At 71.1% G+C, this 20,686-nt stretch carries 15 protein-coding genes and 1 pseudogene; 9 read left to right on the top strand and 7 right to left on the bottom strand.

The features are described 5' to 3' along the window. Positions 1–57 precede the first annotated feature (57 nt). Positions 58–1,101, top strand: a complete 1,044-nt coding sequence (locus SSP29_RS31905; protein WP_089104318.1) for an ABC transporter substrate-binding protein — start codon at positions 58–60, stop codon at positions 1,099–1,101. Positions 1,102–1,119: 18 nt separating this feature from the next. Here SSP29_RS31905 and SSP29_RS31900 read toward each other — a convergent pair whose 3' ends face one another. From SSP29_RS31900 to SSP29_RS31885, 4 genes are all read right to left on the bottom strand, one after another. After that, positions 1,120–1,800, bottom strand: coding sequence for a response regulator (locus tag SSP29_RS31900; protein ID WP_089104317.1), 681 nt, complete (start codon positions 1,798–1,800; stop codon positions 1,120–1,122). Then, positions 1,797–3,458 carry an ATP-binding protein gene (locus SSP29_RS31895; RefSeq protein ID WP_089104316.1) on the bottom strand — a complete coding sequence of 554 codons (1,662 nt, stop codon included), beginning with the start codon at positions 3,456–3,458 and terminating at the stop codon, positions 1,797–1,799. The genes SSP29_RS31900 and SSP29_RS31895 overlap by 4 nt, the downstream gene beginning before the upstream one ends. A 116-nt stretch (positions 3,459–3,574) precedes the next feature. Continuing rightward, the gene (locus tag SSP29_RS31890) at positions 3,575–4,519 is read right to left on the bottom strand and encodes a ferredoxin family protein (RefSeq protein WP_089104315.1); all 945 of its coding nucleotides are present in this window, start codon (positions 4,517–4,519) and stop codon (positions 3,575–3,577) included. 94 nt (positions 4,520–4,613) lie between these two features. Then, entirely contained in the window at positions 4,614–5,867 is a 1,254-nt protein-coding gene (locus SSP29_RS31885) for a citrate synthase (RefSeq protein WP_089104314.1), read from the bottom strand. Between the two features lie 280 nt (positions 5,868–6,147). On the opposite strand from SSP29_RS31885, the gene SSP29_RS31875 reads away from it, so the two are divergent. After that, positions 6,148–7,446 carry an ROK family protein gene (locus SSP29_RS31875; RefSeq protein WP_089104313.1) on the top strand — a complete coding sequence of 433 codons (1,299 nt, stop codon included), beginning with the start codon at positions 6,148–6,150 and terminating at the stop codon, positions 7,444–7,446. A 4-nt stretch (positions 7,447–7,450) separates the two neighbouring features. Here SSP29_RS31875 and SSP29_RS31870 read toward each other — a convergent pair whose 3' ends face one another. Next, positions 7,451–8,563 carry a Gfo/Idh/MocA family protein gene (locus SSP29_RS31870; RefSeq protein ID WP_089104312.1) on the bottom strand — a complete coding sequence of 371 codons (1,113 nt, stop codon included), beginning with the start codon at positions 8,561–8,563 and terminating at the stop codon, positions 7,451–7,453. A 146-nt stretch (positions 8,564–8,709) separates the two neighbouring features. Between SSP29_RS31870 and SSP29_RS31865 the strand changes: the two genes are divergently transcribed. Then, a complete protein-coding gene (locus tag SSP29_RS31865) occupies positions 8,710–9,735 on the top strand; it encodes a sugar phosphate isomerase/epimerase family protein (protein ID WP_089104311.1) in 1,026 nt (341 codons plus the stop codon). A gap of 208 nt (positions 9,736–9,943) precedes the next feature. Here SSP29_RS31865 and SSP29_RS31860 read toward each other — a convergent pair whose 3' ends face one another. After that, positions 9,944–10,492 (bottom strand): DUF1062 domain-containing protein, encoded by a 549-nt coding sequence (locus SSP29_RS31860; RefSeq protein WP_089104310.1) that lies wholly within the window; start codon positions 10,490–10,492, stop codon positions 9,944–9,946. A 501-nt stretch (positions 10,493–10,993) separates the two neighbouring features. Between SSP29_RS31860 and SSP29_RS31855 the strand changes: the two genes are divergently transcribed. The 6 genes and pseudogenes from SSP29_RS31855 (at position 10,994) to SSP29_RS31835 (ending at position 18,002) form a co-directional block, all read left to right on the top strand. Beyond that, positions 10,994–11,962 (top strand): ATP-grasp domain-containing protein, encoded by a 969-nt coding sequence (locus SSP29_RS31855; protein WP_245883328.1) that lies wholly within the window; start codon positions 10,994–10,996, stop codon positions 11,960–11,962. 221 nt (positions 11,963–12,183) lie between these two features. Further along, positions 12,184–15,141 (top strand): AfsR/SARP family transcriptional regulator, encoded by a 2,958-nt coding sequence (locus SSP29_RS31850; protein ID WP_245883314.1) that lies wholly within the window; start codon positions 12,184–12,186, stop codon positions 15,139–15,141. 124 nt (positions 15,142–15,265) lie between these two features. Next, complete coding sequence (locus tag SSP29_RS58715) at positions 15,266–15,436, top strand: hypothetical protein (protein WP_167450045.1); 171 nt, start codon at positions 15,266–15,268, stop codon at positions 15,434–15,436. Between the two features lie 98 nt (positions 15,437–15,534). After that, positions 15,535–16,248 carry a response regulator gene (locus SSP29_RS31845; protein ID WP_089104309.1) on the top strand — a complete coding sequence of 238 codons (714 nt, stop codon included), beginning with the start codon at positions 15,535–15,537 and terminating at the stop codon, positions 16,246–16,248. Positions 16,249–16,279: 31 nt separating this feature from the next. Then, positions 16,280–16,570 (top strand): annotated as a pseudogene (locus tag SSP29_RS31840) (sulfate adenylyltransferase subunit CysD); the annotation flags it as partial. A 361-nt stretch (positions 16,571–16,931) separates the two neighbouring features. Beyond that, the gene (locus SSP29_RS31835) at positions 16,932–18,002 is read left to right on the top strand and encodes a CobW family GTP-binding protein (RefSeq protein WP_089104308.1); all 1,071 of its coding nucleotides are present in this window, start codon (positions 16,932–16,934) and stop codon (positions 18,000–18,002) included. Here SSP29_RS31835 and SSP29_RS31830 read toward each other — a convergent pair. Beyond that, positions 17,999–20,455, bottom strand: coding sequence for a DNA gyrase/topoisomerase IV subunit A (locus SSP29_RS31830; protein ID WP_089104307.1), 2,457 nt, complete (start codon positions 20,453–20,455; stop codon positions 17,999–18,001). The genes SSP29_RS31835 and SSP29_RS31830 overlap by 4 nt on opposite strands. Positions 20,456–20,686: the final 231 nt, after the last annotated feature.

Here is a 20,686-nt window from a genome sequence, read left to right as displayed (position 1 = left end):
CCCCTCCCGCTTCCTCCGCTCCTCCCCGCACCGCCCTCTCACAAGGACGTGAACCGCATGCGCAAGTCCGCCAGATACAGCACCCTGGCCGCCGCCGGCCTGCTCGCCGTCTCCTCCCTCACCGCCTGTGCCAACGACGCGGCGAGCACGGCCTCCACCGGCTCCGGCAAGGGCACGAAGGTCAAGATCATGGTCGGCGGCCTGGACAAGGTCATCTACCTGCCCGCGATGCTCACCCAGCGGCTCGGCTACTTCGACGCCGAGGGCCTCGACGTGGAGCTGCTGACCGAGCCGGCCGGTGTCCAGGCCGAGACGGCGCTCGTCGCCGGGCAGGTCCAGGGGACGGTCGGCTTCTACGACCACACCCTGGACCTCCAGACCAAGGGCAAGGCCGTGGAGTCCGTCGTGCAGTTCTCGCGCGCGCCCGGCGAGGTGGAGATCGTCTCCACCAAGGCGGCCGGTGACATCACCTCGCCCAAGGACTTCAAGGGCAAGAAGCTCGGCATCACCAGCCTCGGCTCGTCGACCGACTTCCTCACCAAGTACCTCGCCGTCAAGAACGGGGTGAAGGTCAGCGACTTCTCGCCGGTCGCCGTCGGTGCGGGCGCGACCTTCATCTCGGCGCTGCAGCAGGGTTCCATCGACGGCGGTATGACCACCGACCCGACCGTCGCGACGATCCTGGACAAGAAGGCGGGCAAGGTCCTGCTGGACATGCGGACGCCGGAGGGCTCCCAGAAGGCGCTCGGCGGCCCGTACCCGTCGTCGAGCCTGTACATGCAGACGGACTGGGTCAACGGTCACAAGGACACCGTCCAGAAGTTGGTCAATGCATTCGTCAAGACGCTCAAGTGGATGTCCACGCACAGCGCCGCCGAGATCGCGGCCAAGATGCCCGCCGACTACTCCCAGGGCGACAAGGCCCTCTACACGCAGTCCATCAAGAGCACGCTGCCGATGTTCACCGACGACGGTGTGATGCCCCAGAACGGCCCGGAGACCGTGGAGAAGGTGCTCAAGGCGTTCAACACGAACATCCAGAACGCCGATGTCGACCTGAGCAAGACCTACACGACCGAGTTCGTCGAGGCCGCCAAGTGACGGCCGGGTGAGCGGGTCTCAGCCGCGGGTCGCCCACACGTAACGGTGTTCGGGGCGGCCCGCGTCGCCGTACTTGAGGGTCAGCCGGGCCCGTCCGGTGCGCTCCAGGAGCTTCAGATAGCGCTGGGCGGTCTGGCGGCTCACCCCCGTCCGCTCGGCGATCTCCTGGGCCGACAGCGGGCCCTCGGCGCTCATCAGGGACTGGCGCACCAGCTCGGCGGTGGTGGGGGAGTGCCCCTTGGGCAGCCCCGGCTCGGACGGCGCGGACAGCGCGCCGAAGATGCGGTCCACCTCGGCCTGTTCGGCCTCTCCGCCGCCGTCCAGGGTGCGCCGCAGCTGCGCGTACGCCTCCAGCTTGGCGCGCAGCCCCGCGAACGCGAACGGCTTGACCAGGTACTGCAGGGCGCCCTGGCGCATCGCCGCCTGCACGGTCGACACGTCCCGGGCCGCCGTCACCATGATCACGTCGGTCTGGTGGCCTCGCCTGCGCATCTCCTGGACCACCGCGAGGCCCGTGTCGTCGGGCAGATAGTGGTCCATGAGGACGAGGTCGAGGCGGGGCAGGGTCTCCAGCCGGTGCAGGGCCTCGGCCGCGTTGTGGGCCTCGCCGGCCACATGGAAACCGGGCACCTTGGCGACGTAGGCGGCGTTGACCCGGGCGACCCGGGTGTCGTCGTCCACGACCAGGACCTCGATCATCGCGCCTCCTCCTCGGCCGGGGTGCGCGCCGGCTCCCGTTCCAGTTCCGGCGCGGTCAGCGCCTCGGGGAGCACGACCGTGAACTGGGCGCCCCCGCCCTCCGGTTCGCCCACGGTCGCGCTGCCGCCCTGCCGTTCGGCGAGCCGGCGCACCAGGGGAAGCCCGATGCCGCGCTTGCCGTGCGTGGGCGGCTTCTTGGTGGACCAGCCCTCGGTGAAGACCAGCTCCCGCTGTGCCGCCGGGATCCCGGGCCCCGTGTCACGCACCCTGAGGACGATCGCGCGGCCCTCCGTGCACAACTCGACCTCCACGCGCGCGTGCGGCGTACCGGCGACCGCGTCCAGCGCGTTGTCCACCAGGTTGCCCACGACCGTGACCAGGCCCCTGGGATCGATCAGCCGGTCCGGGAGCCAGGTGCGGTCGGACACCCACAGGGCGACCCCGCGCTCGGCCGCGACGGTGGCCTTGCCGACCAGCAGGGCGGCCAGCAGCGGGTCCTGGATCTTCTCCGTGACCTGCTCGGCGGTGACCCGGTGGTCGCCGACCACCTCGCCGACGAACTCCACGGCGTCCTCGTACATCTCCAGTTCCAGCAGCCCGAGCAGGGTGTGCATGCGGTTGGCATGCTCGTGGTCCTGGGCGCGCAGGGCGTCGATCAGACCGCGTGTGGAGTCGAGTTCACGGCCGAGCTGCTCCAGTTCGGTGCGGTCGCGCAGGGTGGCGACGGCGCCGCCGTCGTCGGTGGGCATGCGGTTGGCGACCAGGACCCGCTGGCCGCGCACGGTGAGCAGATCGGTGCCGGTCACCCGGCCGGCCAGCACATCGGTCGTACGGCCCGCGCCGAGCGCCTCGTCGGGGGACCGGCCGACGGCCTCGTCACCGATGCCCAGGAGCCGTCTCGCCTCGTCGTTCAGCAGCCGGATGCGGCCGCCGCGGTCGAGGGCGACGACGCCCTCCCGGATGCCGTGCAGCATCGCCTCGCGCTCCGAGAGCAGCGCCGAGATGTCGGAGAAGGCCAGGTCGCGGGTCTGCCGCTGAACCCTGCGGGAGATCAGCCAGGCGGCCAGCGCGCCGGCCGCCAGGGCGCCGCCGGCGTAGGCGAACAGCCCGGGGATGGTGCTGAGCAGCCGCGCCCGCACGCTGTCGTAGGCGATACCGACCGAGACCGCCCCGATGATCCGGTGCTGCGCGTCGTACAGCGGCACCTTGCCGCGGGCGGAGCGGCCCAGGGTGCCGTTGTCGATCTGCATGACCTCCTTGCCGTCCAAGGCCTCCTTGGGTGAGGTCGACACATGCCGGCCGATCTCCGAGGGCGTGGTGTGCGACCAGCGGAATCCGCCCAGGTCCATCACCACGATGTACTCGGCGTGGGTGGCCTTCCGGATCCGCTCCGCCTCCTTCTGCACCGGCCCGTTCACGGTCGGCGCGGTGGTCAGGACGCCCTCGGCGATCTGCGGGTCCTGCGCCGTGGTCTGGGCGATCGCCAGCGCCCTGCGCATCGCCTCCTGGTCCAGCTGCTTGCTCAGGGGGGCCAGGAAGAGCCCGGTCGCGAGCACGGCGACGCCCGCGGCGATCGCCAGCTGCATCAACAGGACCTGCGAGAACACCTTCCGGGGCAGCCGGGGGCGCAGACGGCGCACAGGGGGCGTGGGGGTCATACCCACGACGGTACGTGCGCGGGTGCGCCGTGCTTAAGGGGGTGTGGCGTGGATCTCTTGACCAGTTCTTGGGGAAGCGTGGGAGACGCGGAACCCGGGAGCCCCGGAGCCCCGGGTCAGCTCGCCAGCGCCGTCGTCGTCCGCAGCTCCCGCAGCGACACCACGTCCATCCGGGCCGGCGACCCCAGTACCGACACCCCGCAGCTCTCCGGGCGCGGCGGCAGCGAGGCGCCCTGGGCCACGGACACCCGCCAGCGGCGGCCGTCGGCGTGGGCGACCGTGACCTCCCAGCGCGGGGCCGCGCCCTCGGTCCGTACGACGCTCAGCACGCCCGCCGCGTACTCGCCCGCCGCCTCGCGCACCGCCAGTTCGGCCGCCTGGCCGGGCCGTTCCCAGGCGGAGCAGCCCCGGCACCCCTCCAGCACCACACGGCCCTCGTGGATGCTGTGCAGGACCTCCTTGACGGCATGGGCCTCGGCGCGGCCGTACGCGTAGCCGTACGGCAGGACGAGCACCGTCGGCGAGAAGCGATGACCACCCAGATGGGTGACCTCCCAGGTGCCCGAAACGCCGGACGCGGCCAGTTCGGCGGCGAGCGGGCGGCCCAGCAGGGCGCAGCAGCGGTCGCGCTTGCCGTTGGTGCAGACGAGCGCGAGCGGGCTGCCCGGGTGCGGCCTGCCGTCGAGCGCCGCGTCGAACGAACGGTGGTCGCCCGCGCCGAGCGCGGCGAAGTCGAGGCCGAGCAGCCGGCTGGGGTCGCGGGTGGTGGCGCTGTGCAGCCAGACGTTCCCGGGCACCGTGTGGGCGACGTACACCTGACGTACGGCGGAGGTGCCGGGGTCGGCGTGGCGGCCGGGGCGGCGGATGAGCGCGATCCGTACGCCGGTCCCCTTGGCGGCGGCCTCAAGGGCGCGGCCCAGCGCGGGGTCCAGATGGCTCGAAGTGAGCGCCTTGGGACCCCACGGGCCGGGTTGTTCCAGCAGCAGCCACGTCGTCGCGGTGGCTGCGGTACCCGAAACGGGCTCGTCGAGCATCCGGGAGACGGTTGCGCACCTACTCACAGAGGTGAGCCTAACCTGACTTTGCCCGGGGTGACTTCCGGCCTCCTCCGTTCGCGCCCCCGAAGGCGGTGCCGAAGAGGTTGCCGAAAGGCGGTTACGGTAGGGGTTGTGGCGGTTTCGGGCCTACGTAGTGGCCGCTGGGACGCATGCGCAGCGGGCGTTCGCCGTACTCCTCCAGGGCGTGGGCGATCCAGCCTGCCGTCCGGGCGACGGCGAAGATCGTCTCGCCCGCGGTGGCGGGCATGCCGCAGGAGGCCGTGAACACGGCCAGCGCGAGGTCGACGTTGGCGTGCAGCGGGGTGTGCCGGGCGGTCGTGGCGACGATGTCCCGGGCCGCGAGCAGGGCGGGCTCCGCGCGGGGGACCTGCTCCAGCAGCGCGAACAGCGCACGCGCGCGTGGGTCCTCGCCCTGGTAGAGGCGGTGGCCGAGGCCGGGGATACGGCGGCCCGCGCGGAGTTCGTCCGCGATCACCGTGACGGCGCTGCCCTGGTCGAGGACATCGACCAGCATCCGGTGGGCGAGGCCGCTGGAGGCGCCGTGCAGGGGGCCTTCGAGCACGCCGAGCCCGGCCGACACGGCCGCGTACGCGTGTGCACGCGCGGAGGCCGCGACCCGGACCGCGAGGGTGGAGGCGGCCAGGTCGTGGTCGACGAGCAGGGCGAGCGCGGTGTCCAGGACGCGCAGCGCGGCGTCGCTGGGATCGACGCCGGTCAGCCGGCGCCACAGGCGGTGGGCCAGCGGGCCGTCGTCGTGCCCTCGCCGGCGCTGCACCGGGAGCGCGGCGACGAGCGTGGGGATCAGCACGCGCGCGGTGCCGAGGACGGACTCCTCGGACAGGTCGAAGCGCAGCGGGTCCTCGGCGGCCGCGGCGATCGTGGCGACCCGCAGCCGGTCGGTGGGCGAGGTGTGTTCGGGCAGCGCGTCGACGGTCCGGCGGGCGACGGTGACCGTGGCCTCCGGCGCGGTGAAGGTCATGCCCCGGGTCATGCGGCCCGTCCACAGCCACTCGGCCACCTCCTCGTAGGAGTGGTGCGCGGCGAGTTCCGTGGCGTCGACCCCCCGGAAGAAGTACCGGTCCTGGTCGATCAGCGTGATCCGGGTGCGCACCGACAGATCACCGCCGGAGCCCGGACTCCCGGCGGCCTCCCGCCTGTTGCGCCGCGCGAGTGCCTCCACCTCCCCGGCGTCGAAGGTGCTGGCGCGGCCACCGGGCTCACGTCTGCTGCTGAGCTGGCCCCGGCTCACGTAGGCGTACACGGTCTCGGGCTTCACGCCGAGCAGTTCGGCGGTCTCCTTGGTGCTCAGCCGCCGCGCGGGACTGCCGGGAGCGGGGTGTTGATCGCGCATGGGCGTCACCGTAGCCGCTTCGGCATGGATTGACTCGATCAATGTTGATGGAAGTTGCGTGGTGCTGTGGTTGCCGTGGCGGACGACGGTCGGGACCGAGCCGGCCGGGCGGCCGGGTGACGTTTCCACGCGGTCGGCTTCGCGCGCGGCGCCGGAGCCGGAGCCGGAGCCGGACGTGGACTCGGACGTGGACTCGGACGGGGACTCGGACGCGGAGTCGGACGCGGGGTGCTGTCGAGGCCGGCGGTCGTGGAGGCCGCCAGGACCATAAGCTCACTGCATGACCGACCACACCCGTACCCTCTCCCTGGTCCTGAGCCTGATCAGGAGCGGAACGGCCGTGACCAGGCCCGACCTCGGCCGGCAGACCGGGCTGGGCCGGACGATCATCACGCAGCGGGTGGACCACGCGATCCGGGTCGGCCTGGTGGCCGAGGGCGAGCCGGCCCCGTCCACCGGCGGACGGCCCTCCCGCATCCTGCGGATCGACTCCGGCCGGGGTGTCGTCCTCGGCGCGGTGTTCGGCGCCACCCATCTGCACGCCGCGGTGACCGACCTGGACGGGACCGTGCTCGCCGAGCGGCGGGTGGCGTGGGACATCGAGTCGGGCCCCGAGGCGTCCCTGGCCACCTTGGTCGACGTGGCGGGGCAGCTGCTGAGCCCGGAGTTGCGGGAGCGCCTGTGGGGCGTGTGCGTGGGGGTACCCGGGCCGGTCGACTTCGCGCGCGGGATGCCCGTGCGGCCGCCGATCATGGCCGGCTGGCACGGCTTCCCGCTCCGGGACCGGCTCGAAGCCCACTACGACGTGCCGGCCTGGGTCGACAACGACGCCAACCTGATGGCGCTGGGCGCCTGGAGCCGGACCCGGGCGGCCGCGGGCGACAACATCCTGCTCGTCAAGGCGAGCACCGGGATCGGCCTGGGCCTGATGTCCAGGGGCCGGCTGCACCGGGGCGCGCGCGGCGCGGCCGGCGACCTCGGGCACACCATCGTCGCCGAGGAGTCCCGCCACCGGTGCCGGTGCGGCAAGTTCGGGTGCCTGGAGGCGTTCGCGGGCGGCTGGGCCCTCACCCGTGACGCGCGCGCCGCGGCCCTGGAGGGGCGCAGCCCCTTCCTGGCCGAGCGCCTGGAGCGTCTGGAGCGCCGGGGCGCGCCGCTGGCCGTCACCGACGTGCTCGACGGCTGCCTGGCCGGCGACCGGGTCAGCACCGAACTCGTCACCAGGGCGGGTGAGCTGGTCGGCGGGCAGCTGGCGACGCTCGTCAGTGTCTTCAACCCGTCGACGGTCTACCTCGCCGGCGTGCTGGCGCAGGCGGGCGACGTGTTCCGGGACCCCGTCGCCGAGGTCGTGGCCAGACGGTCCCTGCCGCTGGCCACCGACGAACTCGTCATCGACCGGGTCGATCTCGACCGCGCCGAGGGAGTAGTCGGCGCGGCCACCCTGGCCATCGACGAGCTGCTGCACCCGGATCTGCTCGACCAGTGGCTCCGGCACGGGAACCCTCGCGGGATCCGCGCACGCACCGGCGACTTCACCGAGCCGCTCCCCCTCGACCTGCCGCTGGCGGGCGCGCGGTAGCGGCTCAGCCGCGCTTCTTCGTCAACCCCTGCACCGTCGCCGGCACGTCGACCCAGCCGCCGCCGCGCGCCGAGTCGACGACCGACTGGGCGATGTCGGCCGCGCGCAGCCCGTCGGCGAAGGACGGCATCCCGGTGACCTCTTCGCCGCGGATCGCCGCGTAGGCGTCGGCGACGAAGTCGGCGAAGGCCTCGTAGTAGCCCTGCGGATGCCCGGACGGCAGGCGGGCCGCCCGGCCGGTGGGGGCCCCGGGCCGGTTCGGATCTCTCAGCAGCACCTCGTTGGCGTCGCGGCCGCCGATCCACAGCGACTCGGGGGTCTCCTGGCGGAACGCGTAACTGGCGTCCGGCCCGTCGAAGGAGAACGACAGCGCGTTCTTGTACCCGGCGGAGACCTGGCTGACCACCACCGATCCGATCGCGCCGGCGTCGGTTTCGAGGAGGACGACCGCACCGTCCTCGGTCTCGACGGGGCGCGGGGTGCCGTCCGCCGACGGCCGGGCCGGGACCGCGCGGGCGAAGGACGCGTTCACCCGGGTGATCCGCTGCCCGGTCACGAACTCGGCGAGATCGCACCAGTGGACGCCGATGTCCCCGAACGCGCGCGTGGCACCGCCGTCCGCCGGGTCGACCCGCCAGTTGGTGGCCTCCGCGTCGGCGAGCCAGTCCTGCAGATAGCTGCCGTGGATCAGCCAGGGGGGCCGATGCCCCGGTCGCCGGATCCGGTCACGTGCCGCACGCGCGGACGCGTAGTACCGGTACACGAAGGGCACGGCGGTGACCAGCCCGCGCTCCGCCGCCAGTTCGGTGAGTTCGCGTGCGGTCGCGGCGTCGGTGGCCAGGGGCTTCTCGCAGACGACCGGGACACCGGCGGCGAGGGCCGCCCGGCAGAACTCCGCGTGCGTGGCGTTGGGCGTGCACACGTGCAGCACGTCCACCCCGTGCCGCAGTACGTCCTCGACCGAGTCGAAGCCCTGGCCGGCCCCGAACTCCGCGGCGGCCCGGCGGCCCTTCCCGGGCGTCGACCCGACCACGCCCACCACCTCGCCGCCCGCCACGAGCGCGGACCGGGTATGCACGGCCCCCATGAAGCCGGTACCGATGACAGCGACGCGCATGACACACACCTCTTCTCTCTCCCGGAGGAGAGCCTCCCGGGGAGCTAACGCGTGAACAGGTCGAAAAAACGGGGAGTGATGACTCCAGCAAGGTCGACTTTTGCTCACCGTAAGCTAAAGTATCCGGAACGCCAAGGAGGCTGCACATGAACCAGAGCCAGGTACCGGCCCGGCAGCCGGTCACCCTCTTCACCGGTCAGTGGGCGGACCTGCCGTTCGAGGAGGTGGCGCGGCTGGCGGGCGAGTGGGGGTACGACGGTCTGGAGATCGCGGCCTCCGGCGACCATCTGGACCTGGCCCGCGCCGAGGCCGACCCCGACTACCTTCCGCAGCGCCAGGCCGTCCTGGAGCGGTACGGGCTGAAGGTCTGGGCGATCTCCCACCACCTCGGCGGCCAGGCCGTGTGCGACGACCCGATCGACTTCCGGCACCAGGCGATCCTGCGCCCGGAGGTCTGGGGCGACGGCGACCCGGAGGGCGTCCGGCAGCGCGCGGCCGAGGACATGAAGCGCGCCGCCAGGGTCGCCCGCAGGCTCGGCGCCGACACCGTGGTCGGGTTCACCGGCTCGAAGATCTGGAAGTACGTGGCGATGTTCCCGCCGGTCTCCCAGGCGGTGATCGACGAGGGGTACGAGGACTTCGCGCGCCGCTGGAACCCGATCCTCGACGTCTTCGACGCCGAGGGCGTGCGCTTCGCCCACGAGGTCCACCCGTCCGAGATCGCCTACGACTACTGGACCAGCGAGCGCACCCTTGAGGCGATCGGCCGCCGCCCGGCCTTCGGCTTCAACTGGGACCCCTCGCACATGATCTGGCAGGGCGTCGACCCCGTCGGCTTCATCACGGACTTCGCCGACCGCATCTACCACGTGGACTGCAAGGACACCCGGGTCCGGCCGCCGTACGGGCGCGCCGGGATCCTCGGCTCGCACCTGCCCTGGGGCGATCCGCGCCGGCGCTGGGACTTCGTCTCCGTCGGACATGGCGACATGCCCTGGGAGGACGCCTTCCGCGCCCTGGCGGCCATCGGCTACGACGGCCCTGTCTCGGTGGAGTGGGAGGATGCGGGAATGGACCGGCTGCACGGCGCGGCGGAGGCCGTCGGCCGGATCCGCGCCGCCCTGTGGCCGCTGCCGAAGGCGGCCTTCGACTCGGCGTTCAGCAACCAGTGACCCCGGCCGGTCCGAACTCCTCGCCCCAGGCCCGCGGACCCGCCCGGCCGAGCTGCCCGGCTGACCTCCGCGACACCGGCCCCGACCCGTCATCCCGGTGTTCGGTTCATGCGTCACGGCGAACGAACTTGTCGCGGACGCGCATTCGTGAGCCTTCCAGGGCCTGTCCGGCGGATTTCGCCGGACAGGCCCTGGTTCCGGGGAGGGTTCAGCGCTTGAGCGTGAAGGTGAAGTCGCCGGAGAGTTTGCCGCTCAGCCGGACTGCGGAAACGAGTTTCCCGTCCGTGATCAGTTTCTCGACCTCGGCCCGCGAAAGACCGCAGCCTTCGGCGATCAGCCGTGTCGGCCGGACGGGTATCCGCGCCGCGAAGCGGACCGAGACGTCGATCACCTCGTCGTCCAGGTGATCCGATCCGCCGGTGTCGAGGCGCCAGGCGTCGTCCCAGTCGAGGGCGATGCGATTGCGGCGCCGCACGACCGGATCCTGGAGCAGTTCAGCCGCCAGGCGGAGGTCGTTGTCATGCAGTCGGTCCAGCAGCTCGGGTCGTACGGAACGCACGTTCATCCGCTCCATGACCGTGAGCTTCGTGGTCTCCCCGCAAGCGGTGCAGAGCGCGAGGAGCCAGACGTCGATGAGTTTGTGGTTCGCGTTGACGCGGAATTTACCGCTCGTCCGGAAACCGTCGGACGCGCACACGTGGCAACGGCGGCGAATGAGGGGCACACGGACGGGTTCGACCACCCATTTTTCGAGCACAGAAGTACACCTGTTTCAGTGAGAGGCTCGCAGCAAAAGGAAGCGCGGCGCATATGCGCGACGCGCGACGAATTAGTGCTCGGGAGTTCTCACAGGATGTACAACGGTGTGTCCTCGGCTGGACGACTTGGGTCGGCAGCAGGGTAGTGATATACGGCGACACCGTTCCACTGATTTTCGGACATCTCACCGCCAGGTTGAATATCGAACGACGTGTCATCGCCGGTGAAATAGGGGCGACTTGCGCCGGCCGTGCCGGCGAGTACGAAGGACGCTACGGACCCACCGCCGCTCTGCGCGTCCGCGTCAGGTTCAACCGCGAGGAAGCGTCGCGTTGACATTCCTCCGCCGCGGCTGCGCATCTCGCTTACCCGCCGCCGGGCTGCCGAGGCCGCCCGGTGAGGGGAAGGGAAGGGGATCGGGGAGGGAACACCGCACTGCACAGTGGCACGTATGTGTGCACACTCCTCCAGAAGCTCGCAGTTCAGACTGCTCCTCGTGATGCCGAGTCACCAACTCGTGCGGAAGGGAGCCGAGCGGGGGTTCCGTATCTGGTCGGTAGGGGACCCGTCGCAGTTGGAGGCCGACTTCGCGCCGCGCGTCGAAGAGGTCTCCGAGGAACTGCTGCTCACCGATTTCTCCGACGAGACCGGACTGCGCGAGACCATCGCGCGGACCGCGCGGCGCCATGACATCGACGCCGTGCTGCACTGCGGACACGGCAGTTCCGTCCTGCCGGTGGTCCGGGAGGCATGGCGGCTCGGCCTGTCCCCGAACCCCCCTGCGGTGTACGAACGACTCCAGTCCTGTGAAGAGGAGGACCGGGCCCCCGCGGAGGCTCCCCGGGTGAGCGTCGAGACGCTGACCGTGAACGGGGCCCATCACGTCGTGGGGATGACGGCTCAACGCACCACGGGGCCGCCCTACTTCCTCGTGACGGGCCACCTCCATCCGGCACCGTTGACCGACGACGAACAAAAGATCATCTCGGCGGTCGTCGAGGAGCGGCTGACGGCGAGCGGATACCGCTTCGGCCCCGCTCACACGCAGGTGGCGCTGCTGCCCCACGGGCCGCGGATCGTGTCCTGCCGTCCGCACCTGGGCACCGACCGAATCCCCCTGCTGGTCGAGATCGCGCGCGGGTTCGACCTGGAGGCGGCGGTCTTCGCGGCCCTGCGGGGCGAACGTCCGGTCGTACCGAAGGCTTCCCGGTACGCGGAGGTCGGTTTCTTCCTGCTGCCCGAAGGGCGGCTGGAGACGTACACCGGCACGGAGGACATCGCCGTGACCCCGTGGGTCCGCGGAGCCCGCTTCCCGTATACAGCCGGTGACCTGATCGCGTCAGTCGGTGATCCGCGCGCTCGGCGCGCCTACGTGGTCGTGGAAGGGAGCACACCGGAGATCACCCGCGAACGAGTCGCCAAGGCGCGGCAGGATCTTGTCGCAGATATCCGGCCAACCGCCCGGTGACGCGCGCCGGGTAGTTGTGTTTTCGTTCTGCGAGGCGAAGGCACGGGGGGACGAGACGCGGGAGCCGACATGCCTGGTGCGTGTGCTCCGCGAGATGATCTACCCTCTGTGGCGTGTGTCCCATCTCATCGCTGACGGGGGAGGATAAGGTGCGGGCCGCGACATCGGGTCAAATGGAAGACGACACATATCCCAGACCGGAATTCGCCGTTCTGGGATCTTTGGAAGTCCGTAGCGGCAGCGAACTCCTCTCGGTCAACGGGGCTCTGCAGCGGCGTGTTCTCGTGATGCTGCTCCTGGAAGCCGGGCGTGTCGTGCCCGTCTCCCGTCTGGTGGCGGCCGCATGGAACGACGAACCGCCGGACAGCGCCGAGCACCAGGTGCGCAAGACGGTCGCCAAACTGCGCAGCCGCATTCCGCACGGCCCCGACATCATCGTCACCGACGGGCCCGGATACCGCGCGGTCGTTGACGCCGGGCAACTCGATCTGCTGCGCTACCAGAAGCTCTTGAGAGTGGCCAGAGCATCACTGGAGGCGGGGGAGGCCGAGCAGGCCGCCGGACAGTTGCGTGAGGCGCTGGCGTTGTGGCGGGGGCCGGTGCTGTCCGGTTCCGGCGGCCGTGTGGTCGACGCCGCCTCCACGGCTCTGGAGGAGCAGCGGCTGACCGCTGCCGAGCAGCTCTACGACCTGTGCATCGAGGCGGGCGAGGCCGCCGAGGTCACGGGCGAACTGCGTGTCCTCGTCGACGAGCATCCGCTGCGCGAGACACTGCGCAGCCGGCTGATGCTCGCCCTCTACCACTCCGGCCAACAGGCCGCCGCACTCGATGAGTTCGCCCGTGCCCGAGGGCAACTCGCAGACGAGCTGGGCATCGACCCCGGCACGGAGCTGACCGGACTGCACGAACGCATCCTGCGCCAGGACCCGTCGCTCACCCGCCCGGAACGCGCCGTGTCCCGTGTCCAGCACCAGGTGTCGGACGCTCCGCACGCGCTGCCGTTCGACGTGCCCGACTTCTCGGGCCGCAGCTCCGAGCTGGAGTGGGTCTGCGATGCGGCCGGGCGGGCCCTGGAGGGGGCACCGACGGTCCTGGCCCTCGACGGCATGGGCGGCGGCGGCAAGACGGCACTGGCCATCCGCGCCGCCCATGAACTGGCCGAGCAGTATCCGGACGGCAGTCTCTTCATAGACCTGCACGGCTTCACACCGGGCCAGACGCCGCTCAGCGCGTTCCAGGCGCAGGGAGACCTGCTCTCCGCCGCCGGCATCCCCAGCGAGGAACTGCCCACGGTGCCCGCGGGCCGCGCCGCGCGGTGGCAGTCCTACATGCGCGGCCGTCGCATGCTCCTGGTCCTGGACAATGCGGCCGCCTCGGAGCAGGTGCGGGAACTGATCCCCGCGTCGTCCGACAGCCTGGTCCTGATCACCAGCCGCCCGCGGCTGACCGGACTCGACGGGGCCGAGTGGCTCTCCCTGGGCGCCCTTCCGGAACCGGAGAGCCACCAGATCCTGCGGAACACCCTCGGTGCCGAACGCGTCGAACGAGAGCCGGCCGCGGCCCGTGAGCTGCTGCGGCTGTGCGGAGGACTGCCGCTGGCGGTCCGGATCGCCGCCGCCCGGCTCGCGAACCGTCCGCAATGGACTGTCCAGCGACTCGTCGAACGGCTGCGGGACCACGACCGGCGCCTGGACGAACTCACCAGCGAGGGAAGGGGAGTGGCCGGCGCGCTGCTGCTGTCGTACCGGTCCATGCCCCGGGAACAGCGAACGGCCTTCCGGCTTCTGGGACACCACCCCGGACGCTATCTGGATGCCGAAGAAGCCGCCGCACTGCTGGACACCGATGTCCTGGCGGCCGAGGACGTCCTGGAAGAACTGGTGGACGTACGGCTGCTGGAGGCCAGGGAGCCGGGGGTGTACGCGCTGCACGACCTGGTGCGCAGCTTCGTGCAACGAGTCGCGCAGAGCCAGAAGGCGCCGGAGGACGGGCAGGCGGTGCGGCGGCTGCTGGATCACTACCTGATCGCGGCGGAACGCGCGTGCGACACCCTGTTTCCCGGACGGCGCCACTTCGGGCACGGCGACGAAATAGGCCGGGAGCGCGAGGAGTTCGACCACAAGGACAAGGCGCTCCAATGGCTCGACCAGCACCGCGAGAGTCTGCTGGCAGCGGTGGACGCCGCATACCACGAGGGACTGCTGTGGCACGCCGCGCGGCTGCCGCGTGAGTTGGGCTTCCATTCCAGCATCCGCGCCTACGACGCCAGCGCGAACGCGGCGCTGGAGAAGGGGGTCAGCGCGTCCCGACAGCTCGGGGACCGGTCGCTGACCCGGCTGAACCTGATGAATCTGGCCATGGGCAAGTGGCGCCTGGGGCAGCTGAGCGAGGCCGTCGCCCGGCTGGAGGAGGCCGTGGACCTGTCCCGGCAGATGGACGACCTGCACAGCGAGGCGGAGTGCCGGGCCAGGCTGGGACAGGCCTGCAACAGCATGGGGCAGCTGGAACGCGCGCTGCGGCTGTGCCAGGAGGCCAACGCGCGTGCGCAGGAGCTCGGCTTCACCCGGCTCGACGGCTCGTCGCTGAGCACCCTCAGCCTGGTCCAGGTGCGGCTCGGGCTGTTCGACGAGGCGGCGGAATCGGCGGAGAGGGCGGTGACCATCTTCGACTCGATCAAGGAGATACAGCTCTCCGTGGACGCGCTGAGCAATCTCTCCCAGGCGATCGAGCGCCTCGGCCGCTTCGAGGAGGCGCTCGGCTGGGCCGACGCGGCGCTGGAACGGTGCCAGCGCATGAGCATGCCCTCGGTGCTGCCGCTCGTCCTCGCCCGCAGGGCCGACGTGCTGGCGCGCATGGGAGAGCTGGAGGAGGCGGCGGACAGCGCCGACCATGCCCTCGCCAAGGCCACCAGCAGCACCGACGACATCCACCGTGCCACCGTGCACCTCTCGGTGGGGCGGGTGCGGTACGCGCAGGGAGACCTGGAAACGGCGCAGGCTCAGCAGCTCCTGGCCCACGAGATCGCCTGCCGTATGGAGTTGCGCTACGACGAGGCCTGCGCGCTGTGGGGCCTCGGCCGTACCGCCGAGGCCCAGGGAGACGCGCAGCTGGCCCGGCAGCACCGCTCGGCGGCGGACAACCTCTTCTCCCTCATGAAGGTGCCGGAGAACGCACGCTGAGTCCCGCAGGTCGGGCGGCCCACGACTGAGGGATCCGGCGGGTGTCCGGAGGGGAACCGGCCGGGAAGGCAGATCGCGAACATCAGTGGAGTCGAAACGGTCGTCCTCTCCAAAGGAGTTCCTCATGCGCTTCGCCCCCATGGCCGCCGCCTCCGGCATCGCTCTCGGGGCGCTTCTGGGGGGATTCACGACCTCCTCCGACGCCCACGCGCCGGGGACGGTCCAGCAGCGCACCGTCGCCTCTTCGACGGAGACGGTCCTCTTCGGGACCACGGACAACAACGGCAACGGCTGAGTCACTGCTCCGGGGCGAGCCTCGCGGTAGCGCGGCGCCGCGAACCGTCTGTGACAGCGAGGCTTCTACCCAATCCGCATCGAGGGGGAACGAACATAATGGCCATTCGGGTGCTCATCTGTGATCAGCTGCCCGTGATCGCGGACGGTCTCAAGACCCTCCTCGACGCGGTGCCGGACATCGATGTGATCGGCACGACCCACAACGGCATGGAAGCCATCGTTCTGGTGCGCACCATGCGGCCCGATGTCGTGGTCACGGATCTGAACCTCCAGACCATCTCCGGCCTCGAGATGATCCGCAGACTCGACAAGGAGGACGAGCCGCCCAGCGTGGTCGTGTTCACGGCGTCCGACGCCGACAAGACGGTGAGCGACGTGCTGCACGCCGGCGCGAGCTGCCTGCTCGGCAAGGACGCGAGCCCGCAGGAGCTGATCACCGCGATCCAGGCGGCCGCCGCCGGACAGACCATGCTCGCGCCCAACATCGCGGAGCGCCTGGTCACCTGGTTCCGTGCGCAGCCGGAGCCCCAGGAGACTGCGGCGTGCCCGGAGATGACCGAGCTGACCCCGCGGGAACGGGAAGTGACCAGGATGGTGGCGCTGGGCATGTCCACCGAGGAGGTGGCCCGCGAACTGATCATCGGTGAGGCCACGGTCCGTACCCATCTCTACCGAGTGCGTACCAAGCTCGGCGTCCGCGACCGGGCCGAGCTCGTGTCACTGGCCTGTCGGACCGGACTCATCCACTCGGCCGGCCGGTCCCTCGGCGACGAGAGGGTGCTGTCGACCGGGGGCCTGCGCGCCAGTTGATCTGCTACGGCAGGGTCGACGCCGCGACCGGAAGCTCTACTTCGCGCACTGGCGCAAGGTGTTCCGGCGCAACGGCATGTGGCTGGCGCCCGGCGACTGGGGCGGTCCCCGCAACGACGAGTCCCTGTGCGAGCGCAGGGTCCGGTACCGCACGGTGGGTGACATGTCCTGCACCGGCGCGATCGACTCGTCCGCCTCGACGGTGGGCGAAGTGATCGCCGAGATCGCCGCCAGCCGCGTGACCGAGCGCGGTGCGAGCAGGGCCGACGACCGGCTGTCCGAGGCGGCCATGGAGGACCGCAAGCGAGAAGGGTACTTCTAGACATGTCGACAGGCGTCGCGGCAGCGGCAGATCAGACGTGCTCCACCGGCCCGATCCCGGGGGGGCCTGTTGCGGCTGGCCACCTGCGGGTCGGTCGACGACGGCAAGTCCACCTTGGTCGGCCGTAGCGGGTCCGGAGACCGGCACCCACCTGCCGGGGCGGACGCCGGCGCCCGTGGTCCTCACCGGACCGAAGAACAGACAGCGGGCCCGGCCGTCTCCGCACCGGCTCCGGCGGCGGCCGGGGGCTTCGTACGCTCGCCCGTGCCGTGAGCTCCTTCGCCGTCGGGCGCGGTGTCCGGTCCGGCGGTTTCCTATCCTGGACCGGCCCGCCACCCCGCCCGCGCGAAAGAGGCCCCTGTTGGAGCACCACCCCACCCCCCGGCCGATCCCGGTAGTCGTCCTCGCCGGATTCCTGGGGTCCGGGAAGACCACGCTCCTCAACCACCTGCTGCACCGCAGCGGAGGCAGCCGGATCGGGGCGATCGTCAACGACTTCGGGGCCATCGAGATCGACGCGATGGCCGTGGCCGGAGCCCTCGGCGACTCGACCGTCTCGCTCGGCAACGGATGCCTGTGCTGCGCCGTCGACGCCAGCGAACTGGACGTCTACCTGGAACGGCTCGCCCACCCCGGCACCGGTGTCGACGTCGTCGTGATCGAGGCCAGCGGTCTCGCCGAACCCCAGGAACTCGTCCGGATGCTGCTCGCCAGCGAGCATCCCGGGATCGTCTACGGCGGCCTCGTCGAGGTCGTCGACGCCGCCGAGTTCGACGGCACGCGCGCGAAGCACCCCGAGATCGACCGGCATCTCGCCCTGGCCGACCTGGTCGTCGTCAACAAGCTCGACCGGGCCGCGGAGGGCGGCGAGCGCGTCCTCGGGCTCGTGCGGTCACTCAGCGACCGGGGGGCCGCCGTCGTCCCGGCGACCTACGGCCGTATCGACCCCGAGTTCCTGTTCGACTGCCGGCCCGGCGAGGAGCGCATCGGACAGCTGTCCTTCGACGACCTGCACGACCACCATGAGGGCGGCGCGCACGAAGGACATCTGCACACCGCCTACGACAGCCTGTCCTTCGCCTCCGCGCTGCCCCTGGACCCCCGTCGGCTGATGGCCTTCCTCGACAGCCGTCCCGAGGGGCTCTACCGGATCAAGGGGCATGTCGACCTCGGGCCCTACGACACGGGCAACCGGTACGTCGTGCATGCCGTGGGGCGGTTCCTGCGCTTCTACCCGGAAGCCTGGGGACGGGGCGAGGAGCGGCTCACGCAGCTCGTGCTGATCGGCTCCGGCATCGACACGGCAGCGCTGCGCAAGGAGCTGGAGGCGTGCACGAACGACGCCCCACAGGCCGACGAGCACGGCCTGTGGGGCGTCCTGCGGTACGTACAGGGCCTGGCGGAAGGCCCCGAGGGGGACTACGAGGACTAGACCGGGCCCGCCGTCACCGACACCGTCTTCGGCAGTGACACGCCGGAGCCGTCGCGGCGCGGGTCGAGCTCCGGGAGTTCGGCCGGGGAGCCGTCCTTCTGGGCCGCCTTCGCCGGGACCGGGCCCGCCCAGGCGAAGGACAGGCAGTCCTCGCCCTTCAGGAACCGCTGGCAGCGCACGCCGCCGGTGGCGCGGCCCTTGCGCGGGTACTGGTCGAACGGGGTCAGCTTGGCCGTCGTCTGGACCGAGTCGTCGAGCGTGCCGCGCGAGCCCGCCACCGTGAAGACCACCGCGTCGGCCGCCGGGTCGACCACGGTGAAGGAGATGACCTTCGCGCCCTCCGTGAGCTTGATGCCCGCCATACCGCCCGCCGGACGCCCCTGCGGACGCACCTGGGAGGCCTGATAGCGCAGCAGCTGCGCGTCGTCCGTGATGAAGACCAGGTCCTCCTCGCCGGTGCGCAGCTCCACCGCGCCGACGATCCGGTCGCCCTCCTTGAGGGTGATGACCTCCAACTCGTCCTTGTTGGACGGGTAGTCGGGCACCACGCGCTTGACCACGCCCTGCTCGGTACCGAGGGCGAGACCCGGCGAGGACTCGTCCAGCGTGGTCAGGCAGACCACCGACTCGCCGTCCTCCAGGGAGAGGAACTCGGAGAGGGGCGCGCCGCCCGCGAGGGTGGGAGCCGTCGCCGTGTCGGGGAGCTGGGGGAGGTCGACGACGTTGATGCGCAGCAGGCGGCCCGTCGAGGTCACCGCGCCGACCTCGCCGCGCGCGGTCGCGGGGACCGCGGAGACGATCACGTCGTGCTTGGCGCGCCTGCCGTCGGTGTCCGCCGGGAACGGCTCGCCGTTCATCGTGCGCGCCACCAGGCCCGTGGAGGACAGCAGCACCCGGCACGGGTCGTCGGCGACCTGGAGCGGCACCACGGCGGCCTGGGCACCGGAGGCCTCCAGCAGGACCGTACGCCGCTCGGTGCCGAACTTCTTGGCGACCGCGGCCAGTTCGGCCGAGACCAGCTTGCGCAGCTCCGCGTCCGACTCCAGGATCCGGGTCAGCTCGGCGATCTCCGCGGTGAGCTTCTCCTTCTCCGCCTCCAGCTCGATGCGGTCGTACTTGGTGAGGCGGCGGAGCGGGGTGTCCAGGATGTACTGGGTCTGGATCTCCGACAGCGAGAAGCGCTCCATCAGACGCTGCTTGGCGTCCGCGCTGTTCTCGCTGGAGCGGATCAGCCGGATGACCTCGTCGATGTCGACGAGGGCCGTGATCAGGCCCTCCACCAGGTGCAGACGGTCGCGGCGCTTGGTGCGGCGGAACTCGCTGCGCCGGCGGACCACCTCGAAGCGGTGGTCCAGGTAGACCTCCAGCAGCTCCTTCAGGCCCAGCGTGAGCGGCTGGCCGTCCACCAGCGCCACGTTGTTGATGCCGAAGGACTCCTCCATCGGCGTCAGCTTGTAGAGCTGCTCCAGGACCGCCTCGGGCACGAAGCCGTTCTTGATCTCGATGACCAGACGCAGCCCGTGCTCGCGGTCGGTGAGGTCCTTGACGTCGGCGATGCCCTGGAGCTTCTTGGCGTTGACCAGGTCCTTGATCTTGGCGATGACCTTCTCGGGGCCGACCGTGAACGGCAGTTCGGTGATGACCAGCCCCTTGCGGCGGGCCGTCACCGTCTCCACCGCCACCGTGGCCCGGATCTTGAAGGTGCCGCGGCCCGTCTCGTACGCGTCCCGGACGCCCTCCAGGCCGACGATCCGGCCGCCGGTGGGCAGGTCGGGGCCCGGGACGTGCTTCATCAGCGTGTCCAGGTCCGCGTTCGGATAGCGGATCAGATGGCGGGCGGCCGAGATCACCTCGCCGAGGTTGTGCGGCGGCATGTTCGTCGCCATGCCGACGGCGATGCCCGACGAGCCGTTCACCAGCAGGTTCGGGAACGCGGCGGGCAGCGCCACCGGTTCCTGCTCCTGGCCGTCGTAGTTGGGCGAGAAGTCGACCGTGTCCTCGTCGATCGACTCGGTCATCAGGCTCGTCGCCTCGGCCATCCGGCACTCGGTGTACCGCATGGCGGCCGGCGGGTCGTCGTTGCCCAGCGAGCCGAAGTTGCCGTGGCCGTCGACCAGCGGGACGCGCATCGAGAACGGCTGGGCCATGCGGACCAGCGCGTCGTAGATCGACGCGTCGCCGTGCGGGTGCAGCTTGCCCATGACCTCGCCGACCACGCGCGCGCACTTCACATAGGCGCGGTCGGGGCGTACGCCCATCTCGTTCATCTGGTAGACGATGCGGCGGTGCACCGGCTTGAGGCCGTCGCGGGCGTCCGGCAGGGCGCGCGAGTAGATGACCGAGTACGCGTACTCGAGGTAGGAGCCGCGCATCTCGTCCACGACGTCGATGTCGAGGATTCTCTCCTCGAACGAGTCGTCGGGCGGCGGGGTCTTCGTGCTGCGGCGGGCCATCGCTGCCGGCTCCTTGCTCATGCGTGAACGGATCTGACGCTGACCATTGTGGACCGCGGCACTGACAACCCGGGCCAGGCCCCGGTCGCCGCGGCCCGCCCCGGTGCCGGTAGCCGTCACGGGGCGGGTGGGACGCAGGCTACGCGATCCGCCCGCACGATCCGCTCTGGGCGTACGTCGTGCGGGAACTTCGCCGGGTCCCCGCGCGCTTGCATACAGTGGCAGGACCGG

The organism is Streptomyces hyaluromycini, from assembly GCF_002217755.1.
GTDB classification, from domain to species: Bacteria; Actinomycetota; Actinomycetes; order Streptomycetales; family Streptomycetaceae; genus Streptomyces; species Streptomyces hyaluromycini.
This window is presented reverse-complemented; position numbering and strand designations above follow the sequence as displayed.

Bases quoted from the DNA above. Each gene is read 5' to 3' on its own strand.
- SSP29_RS31905 (WP_089104318.1), top strand. From the start codon at position 58: ATGCGCAAGTCCGCCAGATACAGCACCCTGGCCGCCGCCGGCCTGCTC.
- SSP29_RS31900 (WP_089104317.1), bottom strand. From the start codon at position 1,800: ATGATCGAGGTCCTGGTCGTGGACGACGACACCCGGGTCGCCCGGGTC.
- SSP29_RS31895 (WP_089104316.1), bottom strand. From the start codon at position 3,458: ATGACCCCCACGCCCCCTGTGCGCCGTCTGCGCCCCCGGCTGCCCCGG.
- SSP29_RS31885 (WP_089104314.1), bottom strand. From the start codon at position 5,867: ATGCGCGATCAACACCCCGCTCCCGGCAGTCCCGCGCGGCGGCTGAGC.
- SSP29_RS31875 (WP_089104313.1), top strand. From the start codon at position 6,148: ATGACCGACCACACCCGTACCCTCTCCCTGGTCCTGAGCCTGATCAGG.
- SSP29_RS31870 (WP_089104312.1), bottom strand. From the start codon at position 8,563: ATGCGCGTCGCTGTCATCGGTACCGGCTTCATGGGGGCCGTGCATACC.
- SSP29_RS31865 (WP_089104311.1), top strand. From the start codon at position 8,710: ATGAACCAGAGCCAGGTACCGGCCCGGCAGCCGGTCACCCTCTTCACC.
- SSP29_RS31855 (WP_245883328.1), top strand. From the start codon at position 10,994: ATGCCGAGTCACCAACTCGTGCGGAAGGGAGCCGAGCGGGGGTTCCGT.
- SSP29_RS58715 (WP_167450045.1), top strand. From the start codon at position 15,266: ATGCGCTTCGCCCCCATGGCCGCCGCCTCCGGCATCGCTCTCGGGGCG.
- SSP29_RS31845 (WP_089104309.1), top strand. From the start codon at position 15,535: ATGGCCATTCGGGTGCTCATCTGTGATCAGCTGCCCGTGATCGCGGAC.
- SSP29_RS31830 (WP_089104307.1), bottom strand. From the start codon at position 20,455: ATGGCCCGCCGCAGCACGAAGACCCCGCCGCCCGACGACTCGTTCGAG.